A 13,512-nucleotide genomic window follows, 5' to 3' on the forward strand; every position below is an offset into this window, starting at 1 on the left:
CAAAAGCAACTAAGCTTTCAGACAAAAGCAACTAAGCTTTCGGACAAAAGCAATAAAGCTTTTGATTGATCGCTCGGCATCTTTTTTCAACAAGTCAATTCAAGTACCTCTCTATGCAAAGAAACCGATATTAGTTTCAGAGAAAGTAGAACATCATAGCTCCCTGAAAATGACACAAACAGAGCTACCAGAAAGGGAATAAGCCTCTCTTGAAATCACGAAATAATCCCCCCATGTGGTAATTGCAAACAGCCAGAAAAGTATATACTTTTGAGTGCCAAAATGCTTTATAGAAGATATGTATCGTTTGAAAACACAACAGAGACCATTTGTGTGTATCTCCCTATGTAAACAAAAGTCTCCCTCCTTTTCCTCGAATCAATACTAATAATCAAACCACAATATGACTATGCAATACATCATCATCACTTTTATTGTCTTTTTTGCTCTCCGACTGACGACTCTCTCTTTCTCTATTCGTAATGAAAAGCTCCTACTCAAAAAAGGTGGCGTTCAATACGGCAAGACCAATTCTCTTCTGCTGACACTGGCACACATTGCCTTCTATTTCTCAGCTCTGTACGAAGCTTACATCTCGGAAGTGAGTTTCAACCATTTATCCGTAGCCGGTGTTGCCGTTATGACTTTTGCTTATGGGATGCTCTTTTATGTTATCTATAAACTGAAAGATATTTGGACGGTGAAACTCTACATTGTTCCCAACCAACGTATAGAGAAGAGTTTCTTGTTTAGGACGGTACGCCATCCGAACTATTATTTGAACATAATGCCCGAACTCATCGGAGTTGCTTTGCTCTGCAATGCGTGGGTGACTCTTTGTATCGGGTTCCCTCTGTATTCCTGTCTTCTCTTTGTTCGGATTCGACAAGAGGAAAATGCAATGAAAGGATTGTGGAATGCGTAATGTAATTTTCGACATCCTTGCATATAGGGCATAAGCAAAATGGCGATTGGCAAATTAGTCAATCGCCTTTTTGTTGCAGTATTTATCCAAGCAGAAATGCTCCTTCAACTAATTGGTGAATTCATTGTACATTTGGATCCGACTGGTCATTTTTACACCATCGGAATTAAACACAGCTCTCTATCTCTACCTAATGCACGAACCTCTTTCGCTACATATTGTCTCCTTTAATGTTCCCTGGCCTGCTAATTATGGGGGAGTTATAGACGTGTATTACAAATTATTGGCTCTGCACGATTTAAAAGTAAAAATAACACTGCACTGCTTCCAATATGAGCGAGAACCAGCTCCAGAGTTGGAGACCATTTGCCAAAAAGTTTATTACTACCCTCGCCAAAGAGGTGTTACTGCAAACCTGAGCTTACTTCCTTACAACGTCTACGGACGTCGCAGTCGCGAATTGTTGTCGAATCTTTTGACTGACGAAGCTCCGATACTCTTCGAAGGTCTTCATTCATGTTATTGGCTTGATCACCCGGCCTTGAGCAATCGATTGTTGATTGTCCGCCCTTGCAATATAGAGCATCACTACTACCAAGCTATATCTCGTGCTGAGCGAGGGCTTATTTCCAAAGCTTTTCACAAGATTGAAGGGTGGAAATTTAAGAAATATGAAAACGTACTGAAACATGCCGACTTGATTGCTCCGGTCTCTCTTTCTGATGCTGACTACCTGCACCAACACTTTCCGGAAAAAAACATTGCATTCATTCCCTGCTTTCATGCTCATCGTTCAATCAGTAGCCAAACGGGAGTGTCTGATTTTATCCTCTATCATGCCAAACTATCGGTAGCGGAGAATGAGCAAGCTGCTCTTTGGCTTATCGAAAACGTCCTCAAGTATATCCCCTACCCTGCAGTAATTGCGGGAATGAATCCGTCGGATCAGCTAAAAAAAGTCGTAGCTCGCTATCCCCGTATCAGATTGGAAGCAAATCCCGATGAAGAGCGTATGCAGGAGCTAATAAGCCAAGCACAAATTCATCTGCTTTGGACAGATCAGCCAACCGGACTCAAGCTCAAGTTACTCAATAGTCTATTCTCCGGAAGACATATCGTGGCAAACGATCTAATGCTTGTAGGCACAGGTCTGGATTCTCTATGCCACATTGCCCAAAATGCCGAAGAAGCCCAAAGTCTCTGCCAACAACTCATGAAAGAGCCCTTCTCCCCAGATGAACTAAAGTATCGGGAAATACAACTCTCCTCTCTGTATTCCCCCATAAATCAGGCAAAAACCTTATGTGATCTGATTTCAAAAGAAGCACGAACAAAGGGGAAGAATCTGAGAACAAAGAAAAAAGCCTAAAAGAGAAAAAGACCCCTTTTCTCCAAAGAGCTCGGAGAGTTTAAGAGGAGATAAGAAACCGCAGTCGATTGATCAACAATCCACTGCGGCATAAAAAATAAGACAGTCGGGGTGAGAAGACTCGAACTTCCGACCTCCACGTCCCGAACGTGGCGCGCTGCCAACTGTGCTACACCCCGAAAGCGGCAGCAAAGGTAGAAAATATTCTATTCCTTCCAAAACGCAGGGCGTAGAATACTCAATACAGTAAAAATCTCTAATCTACCAGCCAACATTAGAAAGCTCAAGACCCATTTTGAAAAGGGAGATATCTCAGCAAAATTACTTCTCAAGGAACCCAAGGCTGGGCCAACATTGCCTGTGGCAGAAACAGAAGCTGAAATACTTTCGATAAAAGGTATTCCATCAAAAGTAAGAAGAAGAACTCCTACACAAATAAGTCCCAAATAAGCAAAAAAGAAAGCCAACACCTGACTGACTAATGCTCCCGGAATTACAATCCCATTGGCCTTGACTGGCACAACCGCATTTGGATGAATGCGTTTCTTAAACTCATTTCTAAGATTCTTGACCAAGACCATAAAACGACTGACCTTCAACCCTCCGGAAGTGGAACCCGAACATCCACAAATGAACATTAGCAGCAGCATTATAACCCAAAAGAAAGGTTGCCATTGTGTAATGTCAGAAGTTAGATAACCAGTAGTAGAAATCAGGGAAGTCACTTGAAAAAGGGCTGTCCGGATTGTCTCCTCCACCGAGTCATTTTGCCAATGTGCCCAGAGCCACAAGCTTGTGATTAAAATGGCTGCCAAAACCAGTATAGAGTACCAGCGGAATTCTTCATCACGCAACAATTTGGTCGGTTTTCCCACAAAGCAAAAATAAATGAGGGTAAGACTCAAACTTGCAATGAACATGAAAGCAGAGAGGACATACTCTACATAGGCAGAATTGTAATAAGCGACACTAGAATCTTTAGTAGAATAGCCACCTGTAGAGATACAAGTGAGAGCATGGCAGACAGCATCGAAAGAGTTCATCGGCCCTATCCATAGCAGAAAGAAAAGAAGTGTGGTCATCACCACATAGACCAAGGCGAGACGTTTCGAGACTGTGCTTATACGAGGCAAAAAGCGATCATGCATAATCCCTGTTGTTTCCGCATTGTAGATAGTGGAGGCTCCCCTATCTCCCGTAATTACAGGTAACAAAGCAAGTGTAAACACTACAATCCCAATACCTCCCTGCCATTGCAACAGACTTCTCCAGAATAAAATTCCATGAGGTAAATGCTCTACAGAAGGAAAAATGGTAGCCCCGGTTGTCGTATAGCCGGACATAGTCTCAAAAAAAGCATCTGAGATGGAACCAACATACCCTCCTAGCCAAAAAGGCAACATTCCGATGGAAGATAGCACAACCCAAATGAGTGTGACAATGAGCATACCTTCTCGACGACTGAGCCGGGCTAAACGGGTACGAAAACCGGAAAGCCATCCAACAAGCCCAACACCAAGCATAAACAGGGTTGTGTAGATAAGCGGCATCAAATCTTCCTCTCTATAGAGAAAAGCAATCACGATAGCCAAAAACAAGAAGCCTGACTCCATGATACATGCTAACCCAACAGTCTTTAGTACAAATCGAAAATTGATATGTCTCACAATGCTTTCTTTTTAGCGGAATAGCTCTGCCAATTTATTCATGGAAGTACCCAGGCAGAATACTACCACATGATCATAGGGTTGTATAATGGTATTCCCATCAATCATAGAGGGAACACCACCTCGCACCATTCCCCCCAGAGTCATTCCATCCGGCAAGTCAAGATCCCTGACTCGCTTACGAGTGATCTTAGAGTCTTTTCGTGCGATCAACTCAGCCACGTCGGCATTCGCAATAGTCAGACATTTGACTGATTCGGTATCTACACCCAATAGCATTCGATGTATATGACCTGCTGCTATCAACTTCTTGTTGATCAGAGTACCAATATCCATTCGTTCGGCCAAAGGAATGTAGTCAATATTCTCTTCTTTTGCGATAGTTTTAAACACTCCATACCGTTTAGCTCCGAGACAAGCTAATATGTTTGTCTCCGAATTTCCTGTGAGAGCAATGAAAACATCTGTTGTATCAATCCCAACTTCTCTCAACAATTCCGGATCTCGCCCATCTCCATTGAATATTTGTACGTTAGCCGGCACCATAGCTGCTACCTGTATACAACGCTGAGGATCCTGATCAATGATACAAACCTGCATACTATGGGGGAGCTTGTTAGCTGTAAGCACAGAGATCTGGCTGGCTCCCATAATAATGACTTTATTTGCATCCCGTTTATCCTTACCAGAAAGGTGACGCACCAAGGATAGATGGGACTTACTACATGTATAGAAGAGAATATCTCCATGCATTACCTGAGTACTACCAGAGGGGATAATAGTCTCCATATCCCTCTTGATAGCCACGATATGAAAAGTCTTCTCGGTATTGATAGATAAGTCTTTAAGCTGTTTACCGACAAGAGGAGCCCCACGACGAATCTTAACCCCGACCAGAGCTAAGGCTCCATCGAAAAGGTCAATATACTGTCTAGCCCAAGGATTCTTGATGGAAGACACGATCTCATCTGCAGCCAATAATTCCGGAAAGATGAACATATCAATCCCCATATCCTTAAAAAACTTGGCATAATGGGATTGCATATATTCCTGATTATCTATCCGCGCAATACACTTTTTTGCCCCTAAACGCATTGCGAGAATGCAAGCCAAAATATTGGAAGCACTCTCATTCAAAACGCTCACAAACAGATCAGCGGATTCTATCCCACTGTCTTGCAGTGTGAGAATCGAAGTTGGATCTCCTTTGATAGTCAGAATATCCGTACTAAATCCAGCAAAGTGCAATCTCTTCTCATCTCTGTCTATAAGAGTGATATCCTGATCCTCATTGGACAACATTCTGGCCAAATGTGTACCGACTGCACCGGCTCCTGCTATTATAACTCTCATCGAGATAGAAATTCAACAGATATATTGTAAATCGATTCGGCATCGAGAGCGCAATAGGCCCGCTGCTGTGCCTGAGTGCCGTGTTCTATAAATTCATCAGGCAAACCCAATATTTTCAATTTTGGATTCCTTCCATTCTCCAATAACAAAGAGGCAATCTGAGCTCCTACTCCTCCGCAAAGGGTGCCCTCCTCCACAGTAATGACATGAGAGAAACGGTTGGAAACATTTAAAATCAGCTCTGTATCCAAAGGCTTAGCATAAATCAAATCATACCAAGCAGCCTGAATCCCGTCTTCTTCCCTAAGACGGTTCACAACAGAGCGAATTATATTACCAATAGGGCCAATCGACAAAAAGGCCAAATCTTTTCCCTCCACCATCTCTCGCCCTTTTCCAATGGGGAGAATTTGAGGAGTATTTCGCCAATCAAACAATACCCCCTTACCTCTGGGGTATCTTATGGCCATCGGTCCATTCTGTCCCTTATAGGCAGTAAACATCAAATTGCGAAGCTGATGTTCATCCAAAGGAGAAGAAACTACCATATTGGGAATTGTGCAGAGGTAAGCCAAATCGAAAGCCCCCTGATGGGTAGCCCCATCTTCTCCTACCAGACCAGCTCTATCTAAACAAAAAACTACATGTTGTCTGCTAATAGCAACATCATGTATAAGCTGATCATAAGCCCTCTGCATAAAAGAAGAGTAGATATTGCAAAAAGGAATCATACCCTCTCTAGAAAGTCCTGCCGAGAAAGTAACAGCGTGTCCCTCTGCAATACCCACATCATAGGTACGATGTGGATAGGCCTGTTGCATATAAGTAAGCGAACATCCTGTAGGCATGGCTGGTGTTACACCAACAATACGACTATCTTCAGCAGCCATCTCAACCAATGTGTGCCCAAAAACGTCTTGGTAAAGACTGGGAGAAGATATTTCGGATTTGCTTTCTCTAATACCTGTATTGATATCAAATTTTCCAGGAGCATGCCACACAGTAGCATCTGCCTCCGCAGGTGCATAGCCCTTACCTTTTTGTGTTTTCAAATGCAGAATTTTTGGCCCTTTCATTTCCTTGATATCACGAAGTATTTGCACTGTACGCAATACATCATTGCCATCTATGGGGCCAAAGTAACGAATGCTAAATCCCTCAAATAAATTAGACTGCTGACTGATAAGAGCCTTAAAACTATTGTTGAAGCGGATCAACCCTCTACGTTTGCTCTCTGTAATGAGATTCATCCTTTGCATGGTCTTGTAAAGGTCATACCTCAAAGCATTATAAGTCTTACTGGTAAGAATGTCTACCATGTATCTATTAAGGCCACCGACATTCTTATCAATAGACATATTATTGTCATTGAGCACTATCAGAAGGTCATTCGGGAAAGAGGATGCATTGTTGAGCCCTTCAAAAGCCAAACCTCCGGTCATGGAGCCATCACCTATAACAGCCACAACTTTGCGTGCGATCCCTTGTCTTTTAGTTGCCACAGCCATCCCCAAAGCTGCAGAAATTGAATTGGAAGCATGTCCGGCTGTAAAAGTATCATATTCGCTCTCCGATGTTGAGGGAAATCCAGCCAAACCACCCCACTGCCGAAGAGAGGGAAATCGATCTCTCCGCCCCGTGAGAATCTTGTGTCCATAGGCTTGATGTCCCACATCCCATACCAGACGATCATGTGGAGTGTCGAATACATAGTGGAGGGCAACCGTCAGCTCTACAGCTCCGAGGCTTGAACCCAAGTGCCCCGGATGCTGAGCTACAATCTCCAAAATATATTTCCTCAACTCATCGCAAAGCTGAGGAAGAGATTCCTCCGGCAGCAATCTCAAATCTGCCGGAGTATCGATATTGTTGAGTATCGGATATTTCTGTTCCGTCATTGTGATAAATCATCAGGGTCTCCCTAAAAAATAAAAGTCGGAGATCCCAGTTTGCGAATATCACAGAAAAGATTTACAGCAAGAAAGTAGTCTGCAAAATTGACAACAACTCTTCCACAGAGACACTCTTCTGATCTCCTTTCTGCATGTCTTTGAGCATTATACAACACTGCTCATATTCTTCGTCTCCAACCAGAGCGACATAAGGAATACTCAAATTGTTGGCATAAGACATTTGTTTCTTAAGCTTCACATCATCGGTGTAGTAGGAGCAACGAATACCTCCAGCACGCAGCTTACTCATAACTGATAAGACATAGTCTGCATACTCATGTCCCAAATTGAGGAAAAGTAGATGAGTTCCCACTCCGAGTTCTTTTGGAAAAAGATCCAGCTGTGTCATGACATCATATATGCGGTCGGCACCAAAAGAAATGCCTACTCCACTCATTCCCTCAAAACCGAATATGCCTGTCAAGTTGTCGTACCGCCCTCCTCCGGTGATGCTACCCATCTCAACAGTCATCGCTTTCACTTCCAATATCGCACCAGTGTAGTAAGAGAGACCTCGAGCTAAACTGATATCCACAATAAGCTCTGCTTGCAAAGGCAAGTGCTCCATCCGGTCTAAAACAAAACGCAACTCTTCGATTCCTTTCAGCCCTACTTCCGATCCAGACAGATGCTGCTCCACTTGAGCCAACTTTTCCCGATTGTCACCATCAACCAAAAGCAGGGGTTTCAAGCGATCTATTTGGGCCTCTGTAAAACCTTTCGAAGATAATTCGAGAAAGACCTTATCGGCCCCTATCTTATCGATCTTGTCTATGGCAACAGTGATGTCTACAATTCTTTCCGCACAACCAACTGTTTCGGCTATACCACTGAGAATCTTCCTATTATTGAGCAGAATCTTCACTGGGATTTTCAATCTGGAGAAGACCTCATTGATGATACAAATCAACTCAACCTCATTCAGGAGAGAATCTGACCCTATGATATCAGCATCACACTGATAAAACTCCCGATATCGTCCTTTTTGTGGTCTGTCTGCTCGCCAAACCGGTTGTATCTGATAACGTTTGAAGGGGAAAGACAAATCATTCCGATGCATGGCAACATAGCGAGCAAAGGGGACAGTAAGGTCGTAACGCAACCCCTTCTCACAGACTTTGGCAGCAAAAGACAAAGAGGAAATATCTGCCAACTGTTCACGGTCAAAATCAGAAAGAAAATCTCCGGAGTTAAGTACTTTGAAAAGTAATCTGTCCCCTTCTTCTCCATATTTCCCCATCAGGCATGATAATGTTTCCATGGCCGGAGTCTCTATACAAGAAAAACCGTATAAAGCATATACCTGACGAATCACAGAAAAAATATAATTGCGTTTGGCCATCTCTTCAGGACCAAAATCTCGCATTCCTTTAGGTATGGATGGTTTGTTCATTTTTGTGGCATGAAAAAAAATAAAAAGGTCATCAAAAACAATCCCAACATTAACTTGGCCGTTCATACACTCGATGTGTACAATCATAAGGGTTGTTACTATCTGCAGGCCATTCCTCTTCACTGACGAGCTGCCAATGTATAGGATCAATTTCCGGGAAATAGGTATCAGCTTCAGATTCAACAGTATGTACGTGGGTTACATACAATTTATCTGCAATGTCTATCGTAGCGGCATATAGCTGTCCCCCTCCTATCACAAAAAGCTCCGTTTCACCGGATTTCTGGGCTATCTCAATGGCTTCCTCTACAGAGGACACAAGCTCTCCCGCCTCTACAGATCCAAGGGTGGAACTGAGAACTAAATTTCGGCGGTTAGGCAAAGCTCCATTGGGCAGCGAAAGAAAAGTGTTTCGTCCCATCAATATGGTATGTCCTGTAGTTTTTGCCTTAAAAAACTTTAAGTCCCTCGGCAAATGCCAAATCAAATCATTGTCCTTGCCTATGGCCATATCATCGGATATTGCTACTATAAGAGAGAGTTTCATAAACAATATAGAAAGAAAAAGACTTACACAGAGACCCTACCGGCTATGTGTGGGTGAGCTTGGTAATCGGTCAACTCAAAGTCTGCGTACGAAAAAGAGAATAAATCTCGAACCTCAGGGTTGAGTTTCATTTGAGGTAAAGGCAGGGGAGATCGAGTCAGTTGTAGTTGTACTTGCTCCAAATGATTGAGATAAATGTGGGCATCTCCTAAAGAATGGACAAAGACTCCAGGCTGAAAACCCGAAACTTGCGCTACCATCAATAGTAACAAAGCATATGAAGCAATATTAAAAGGGACTCCTAAAAACACATCAGCCGAACGCTGGTATAACTGCAAACTCAGCCTGTTGTCTGCCATATAAAACTGCATCAGACAATGACACGGAGCCAAATGCATTGCAGGTAGATCTGCCACATTCCATGCTGAAACCAACATCCGCCGACTATAAGGATCGTGTTTGAGAGTGTCAAGTACTTGTTGTATCTGGTCTATAGATTCACCGGAGACTGTTGTCCACGAACGCCACTGATGGCCATAGATGGGGCCCAGCTCTCCCGTTTGTGGGTCCGCCCACTCATTCCAGATCCTTACATCATGCTCCTGCAAGAATCTCACATTGGTCGAACCACTGAGAAACCACAACAACTCATATATGATACTCTTTAGATGAAGTTTTTTGGTTGTAAGCAAAGGAAATCCCTCTGCCAAATCGAATCTCATTTGGTATCCAAAAATGGACTTTGTGCCTGTACCCGTACGATCGGATCGTTCGACCCCCTCATCCAAAATTTTTCTGACTAAATCCAAATAAGCCTTCATAAACTTCAAAAACACTTAGACACGACAAAACCGCCTAGCACCAAAGGTACAACATCTTCGGAAATCCCCGTATCTCAACAAATACAAAACCTGTATACTCTATATTTCGCAGAGAAAGCCGCTATATTGAGCAACAAGCCTCTTACACAATGGCTTACTTGAACTTTTATATCGAAGAGTTCGAGAGCGGATAAGAAGAAACAGACATAAGGCGAGAAAAAAAATAAGAGAGATCATCGTGGAGATCTTTATAACCTCCGCGACAATCTCCGCTCTTCATACTACCTCCTCTCGGAAGCTTCAAAAAACAACTGCAGGCATTCTGCCTTGCAGTTAATCAGCTTTTATTCAGGTTTGTTTTCCTGAGGTTGAGAAACTGGAGTGGCATTTGGGGTAGTCGGCAAAGCAAAGTTAGGCTTGGCAGCTTCCTCTTTTTCATTACGTACAACCTCTTCTTTCACCTCTTTCTCAAGGTCTGAAGTCTTACCGTCTGTGGCTGTGAATAGGAAATGAGAAGAAACGATACTCAACACCACTACAGCACCGGCAAGATACCAAGTTGCTTTTTCCAAAAAATCAGTGGTCTTACGTACCCCCATGATCTGGTTGCTAGATGAAAAACCAGCAGCCAAACCACCTCCTTTGGAATTTTGGATAATGACGATAAGCGTGAGCAAGATGCTTGCCAATACAATAAGGATGGTCAGAAAGATATACATTGCTATTCCTGTTTGTTATTCTTTATAATCTTCTCTAAAAACCTAATTTGGTCTGCAAAGTAAAGACTTTTTTCTGGGAATTTCAAGCTCAAAGACTTGACAATGCGCAAAGCCTTTTCGTAATGCCCCTGCTTAATATATATTTTGGCCAAAGTTTCTGTAAACAGGGAATCTTCTACATTGATCTCATTAACATCCATCGTCTCTGTTTTCTCATCCAAAGATTCGTAAAAGGCTCCAACAGATGGAGATGTAAATTGTGAAAAGACAGCAGCAGAAGATTCAGAATTCTTCTGCGATAAGGAAGAGGCGAAAGAGACAACGCCTCCTCTATCCAAATAATCAGGCACCATACTGTGGGTGTAAGTAATCTCATCGGGCAAATCAGCTCCGGCAGCCTTCATCTCAGACAAAAATTCCTCAATTACAGCAAAGCTGTCCGTGGTCTCCTCAGTAGCTTCAACTATTAGAGCTTGCTCATAGATTTTTCCTCCAACAAAAGGGGCCACTTGGTGAAATAATTTAGCTCGACTGGGTAAAAGAGGAGCAAAACGACCCAATTCGACCGAAAAGCAAACATCACTTTCCGTAGCGGCCTTGTATAAATATAGATACACACAAGTCGCAGAATAGGGATAAGTCATAGCTAAGGTACGGAGTTCATCCAAAGACTCATGCTCCACCTTTGTAGGATCTGCCAAGCAACCATATAAACTATCCTTCGTCATTCCTCATTACCAGTTTTCAACCGTTGCGGCATAGATCTGCTTGAGTATTCTCTCAGAAAGTTCCTCTACCAGCTGATCCTCAATGGTATTAAATAGAATATCACTTTTGAAATCCGTAAACTCAGTAAAGGTGCGCTTAAAGTTCTGGGAGGGAGTTACATTGTTAGTGAAAACGACTTCCACTCCCATCGTAAAACGCGTTTCCGCCGACAGTGCATTTTCCTGAATCGCCATCGGTGCCAAATCATAGGAAACGATTGTACACTCCAGCTCCAGATCCCCATTATAAGGAACCATTTCCAACTTGGTGCGCCTGATGTAAAGATCTCTAAGAGACTCAGTAAGGCGTGAAGCCAAAGGTGCATACTGATGTTGTGCACTATTTATCACATCAGCAATATAGATTGTCTTGGTAGTGTTGTAATCGATAGAGGCTCCATCAAATTTATAAGAGATACGACAAGACAAGGCCAATATCAGAAAAAGGAACAAGACACTTCCCTTCAACAAAGAGGAGTAGGCAAAACGATCACTGTACATCTTCAATGTCATATTCTTTCAGTTTTCGATATAATGTACGCTCCGATATGCCAAGTGCGTCGGCTGCAGCCTTTTTGTTTTTGACACCATATCTCTCCATAGCCAATCTGACCAATTGTGCTTCAGCCTCGGCAATAGTTGTTAAAGATTTTTCTGCAAACTTCTCTCCTTCCTCCTGCCACAAGGCTGCCTCTTCAGCTTCTCCCTCTCTATCTGTATCAATAAGCATTATAGGCTTACTTTCTCTATGATGAATAGTGGAATGTTCCATCAGAGAATCTCCATGAACAGACGTAATTGGCACTCTACCTTGCATAATATCCTGTACAAGATCTTTGAGTTCGTTCATGTCCTTACGCATATCAAAAAGCACTTGGAAAAGAATCTCCCGCTCAGAGCCAAAAGAATGACTCTCGGAATGTGCCTGTGAACGGAGTAGCACAGGATGACGGTCGGCAAAAGCACTGTCTGGTAAATAGGCTTTCATCCTGTCGGCTGAAACCATTCGTTCTTCCTCCAATACGGACATACGCTCAGCTACATTCCGTAACTCTCGAATATTTCCTGGCCATTGATAAGAGCAAACGACAGTCTCGGCTTCGGAACTAAGCCTCAGGGTGGGCATTTGGTATCGTTCAGCTGTATCAAGCGCAAATTTGCGAAATAGGAGGGGAATATCCTCGGAACGATCTCTCAAAGACGGTACCTCTATTGGCACCGTATTGAGTCTAAAAAGAAGGTCTTCCCTAAATCGTCCTTTGGCTACTGCATCACGCAGATTAACATTAGTAGCGGCAACGATACGAACATCTGTCTTATAGGCAACACTGGCCCCCACTGGTATAAACTCGCCACTCTCTAAAACTCGCAACAGTCGGGCCTGAGTAGATAAGGGAAGCTCTCCGACCTCATCCAAGAAGATAGTACCTCCATTAGCTTCCTCGAAATACCCCTTCCGATCAGCCAGAGCTCCTGTAAAAGATCCCTTACGGTGACCAAAAAGCTCTGAATCAATAGTTCCCTCAGGGATTGCACCACAATTGACTGCGATATAAGGATTATGCTTACGACTACTATACTGATGCACTATCTTCGGAAAGAATTCTTTCCCCGCCCCACTCTCTCCCGTTACTAAAACGGACATATCTGTGGGAGCTACCTGCACTGCTATGCGTATAGCTCGATCAAGTATTGGACTATTTCCGATGATGCCAAAGCGTTGTTTTACCTGTCTGAGATCTATATTCGTTGCCATAGAGAATACAAAATTGGGCTGGTAGAGTTCATCTCTCTTTATCTGTTAATGGATAAAGAGAATGAAAATCAAGCCAGACCTCTGCACAAAAATAAGAAAAAGAGAACGTTGGCGAATTCCCAGAAACAGCTGCGAGCTAAGACCACAACAATGAAGTCTAATAAAAAAGACAAAAGACGTGAAGATGTTATTACAGGAAGGTTGATCTCGGGATAGACATTGAATGGTTTCATTCTCTTTTTG

12 protein-coding genes and 1 tRNA gene are annotated in these 13,512 nt (G+C 42.9%); 2 read left to right on the forward strand and 11 right to left on the reverse strand.

Translation table 11 applies throughout. The annotated features are described in order from the left end of the window. The first annotated feature begins 409 nt into the window (after positions 1 to 409). On the forward strand, positions 410 to 925 hold the full coding sequence (locus B5D48_RS06550; RefSeq protein ID WP_023940361.1) for an isoprenylcysteine carboxyl methyltransferase family protein: 516 nt from the start codon (positions 410 to 412) through the stop codon (positions 923 to 925). A 115-nt stretch (positions 926 to 1,040) separates the two neighbouring features. Further along, positions 1,041 to 2,294: a glycosyltransferase gene (locus B5D48_RS06555; protein WP_143742820.1), complete on the forward strand. Its 1,254-nt coding sequence runs from the start codon at positions 1,041 to 1,043 to the stop codon at positions 2,292 to 2,294. A 106-nt stretch (positions 2,295 to 2,400) separates the two neighbouring features. Here the strand turns inward: B5D48_RS06555 and B5D48_RS06560 are convergent. From B5D48_RS06560 to B5D48_RS06610, 11 genes are all read right to left on the reverse strand, one after another. After that, positions 2,401 to 2,473 (reverse strand) — tRNA-Pro (locus B5D48_RS06560). Between the two features lie 27 nt (positions 2,474 to 2,500). After that, positions 2,501 to 3,907 carry a TrkH family potassium uptake protein gene (locus tag B5D48_RS06565; RefSeq protein WP_023937734.1) on the reverse strand — a complete coding sequence of 469 codons (1,407 nt, stop codon included), beginning with the start codon at positions 3,905 to 3,907 and terminating at the stop codon, positions 2,501 to 2,503. 66 nt (positions 3,908 to 3,973) lie between these two features. Further along, positions 3,974 to 5,314 carry a Trk system potassium transporter TrkA gene (gene trkA, locus B5D48_RS06570; RefSeq protein WP_023937733.1) on the reverse strand — a complete coding sequence of 447 codons (1,341 nt, stop codon included), beginning with the start codon at positions 5,312 to 5,314 and terminating at the stop codon, positions 3,974 to 3,976. Beyond that, positions 5,311 to 7,212 carry a 1-deoxy-D-xylulose-5-phosphate synthase gene (gene dxs / locus B5D48_RS06575; RefSeq protein ID WP_023937732.1) on the reverse strand — a complete coding sequence of 634 codons (1,902 nt, stop codon included), beginning with the start codon at positions 7,210 to 7,212 and terminating at the stop codon, positions 5,311 to 5,313. The genes trkA and dxs overlap by 4 nt, the downstream gene beginning before the upstream one ends. A gap of 73 nt (positions 7,213 to 7,285) precedes the next feature. Beyond that, entirely contained in the window at positions 7,286 to 8,659 is a 1,374-nt protein-coding gene (gene hisS, locus B5D48_RS06580) for a histidine--tRNA ligase (protein ID WP_036889483.1), read from the reverse strand. 49 nt (positions 8,660 to 8,708) lie between these two features. Next, positions 8,709 to 9,206: a dihydrofolate reductase gene (locus B5D48_RS06585; RefSeq protein ID WP_023937729.1), complete on the reverse strand. Its 498-nt coding sequence runs from the start codon at positions 9,204 to 9,206 to the stop codon at positions 8,709 to 8,711. 23 nt (positions 9,207 to 9,229) lie between these two features. Further along, positions 9,230 to 10,027, reverse strand: a complete 798-nt coding sequence (locus B5D48_RS06590; protein WP_023937728.1) for a thymidylate synthase — start codon at positions 10,025 to 10,027, stop codon at positions 9,230 to 9,232. A gap of 344 nt (positions 10,028 to 10,371) precedes the next feature. Beyond that, entirely contained in the window at positions 10,372 to 10,746 is a 375-nt protein-coding gene (gene secG, locus B5D48_RS06595; RefSeq protein WP_023937726.1) for a preprotein translocase subunit SecG, read from the reverse strand. Between the two features lie 2 nt (positions 10,747 to 10,748). Then, positions 10,749 to 11,474, reverse strand: coding sequence for a hypothetical protein (locus B5D48_RS06600; protein WP_023937725.1), 726 nt, complete (start codon positions 11,472 to 11,474; stop codon positions 10,749 to 10,751). Between the two features lie 6 nt (positions 11,475 to 11,480). Further along, positions 11,481 to 12,026 carry an LPS assembly lipoprotein LptE gene (gene lptE, locus B5D48_RS06605; RefSeq protein ID WP_042120288.1) on the reverse strand — a complete coding sequence of 182 codons (546 nt, stop codon included), beginning with the start codon at positions 12,024 to 12,026 and terminating at the stop codon, positions 11,481 to 11,483. Further along, entirely contained in the window at positions 12,004 to 13,269 is a 1,266-nt protein-coding gene (locus B5D48_RS06610; RefSeq protein WP_023937721.1) for a sigma-54 interaction domain-containing protein, read from the reverse strand. Before B5D48_RS06610 ends, lptE begins: the two co-directional genes overlap by 23 nt. Between the last annotated feature and the right edge of the window lie 243 nt (positions 13,270 to 13,512).

This window comes from Porphyromonas crevioricanis, assembly GCF_900167225.1.
Taxonomy (GTDB): Bacteria; Bacteroidota; Bacteroidia; order Bacteroidales; family Porphyromonadaceae; genus Porphyromonas; species Porphyromonas crevioricanis.

What these genes read in the sequence shown, in the direction of transcription:
- B5D48_RS06550 (WP_023940361.1), top strand. Translation starts at nt 410, where the DNA reads ATGCAATACATCATCATCACTTTTATTGTCTTTTTTGCTCTCCGACTG.
- B5D48_RS06565 (WP_023937734.1), bottom strand. Translation starts at nt 3,907, where the DNA reads ATGGAGTCAGGCTTCTTGTTTTTGGCTATCGTGATTGCTTTTCTCTAT.
- trkA (WP_023937733.1), bottom strand. Translation starts at nt 5,314, where the DNA reads ATGAGAGTTATAATAGCAGGAGCCGGTGCAGTCGGTACACATTTGGCC.
- dxs (WP_023937732.1), bottom strand. Translation starts at nt 7,212, where the DNA reads ATGACGGAACAGAAATATCCGATACTCAACAATATCGATACTCCGGCA.
- hisS (WP_036889483.1), bottom strand. Translation starts at nt 8,659, where the DNA reads ATGAACAAACCATCCATACCTAAAGGAATGCGAGATTTTGGTCCTGAA.
- B5D48_RS06585 (WP_023937729.1), bottom strand. Translation starts at nt 9,206, where the DNA reads ATGAAACTCTCTCTTATAGTAGCAATATCCGATGATATGGCCATAGGC.
- B5D48_RS06590 (WP_023937728.1), bottom strand. Translation starts at nt 10,027, where the DNA reads ATGAAGGCTTATTTGGATTTAGTCAGAAAAATTTTGGATGAGGGGGTC.
- secG (WP_023937726.1), bottom strand. Translation starts at nt 10,746, where the DNA reads ATGTATATCTTTCTGACCATCCTTATTGTATTGGCAAGCATCTTGCTC.
- B5D48_RS06600 (WP_023937725.1), bottom strand. Translation starts at nt 11,474, where the DNA reads ATGACGAAGGATAGTTTATATGGTTGCTTGGCAGATCCTACAAAGGTG.
- lptE (WP_042120288.1), bottom strand. Translation starts at nt 12,026, where the DNA reads ATGACATTGAAGATGTACAGTGATCGTTTTGCCTACTCCTCTTTGTTG.
- B5D48_RS06610 (WP_023937721.1), bottom strand. Translation starts at nt 13,269, where the DNA reads ATGGCAACGAATATAGATCTCAGACAGGTAAAACAACGCTTTGGCATC.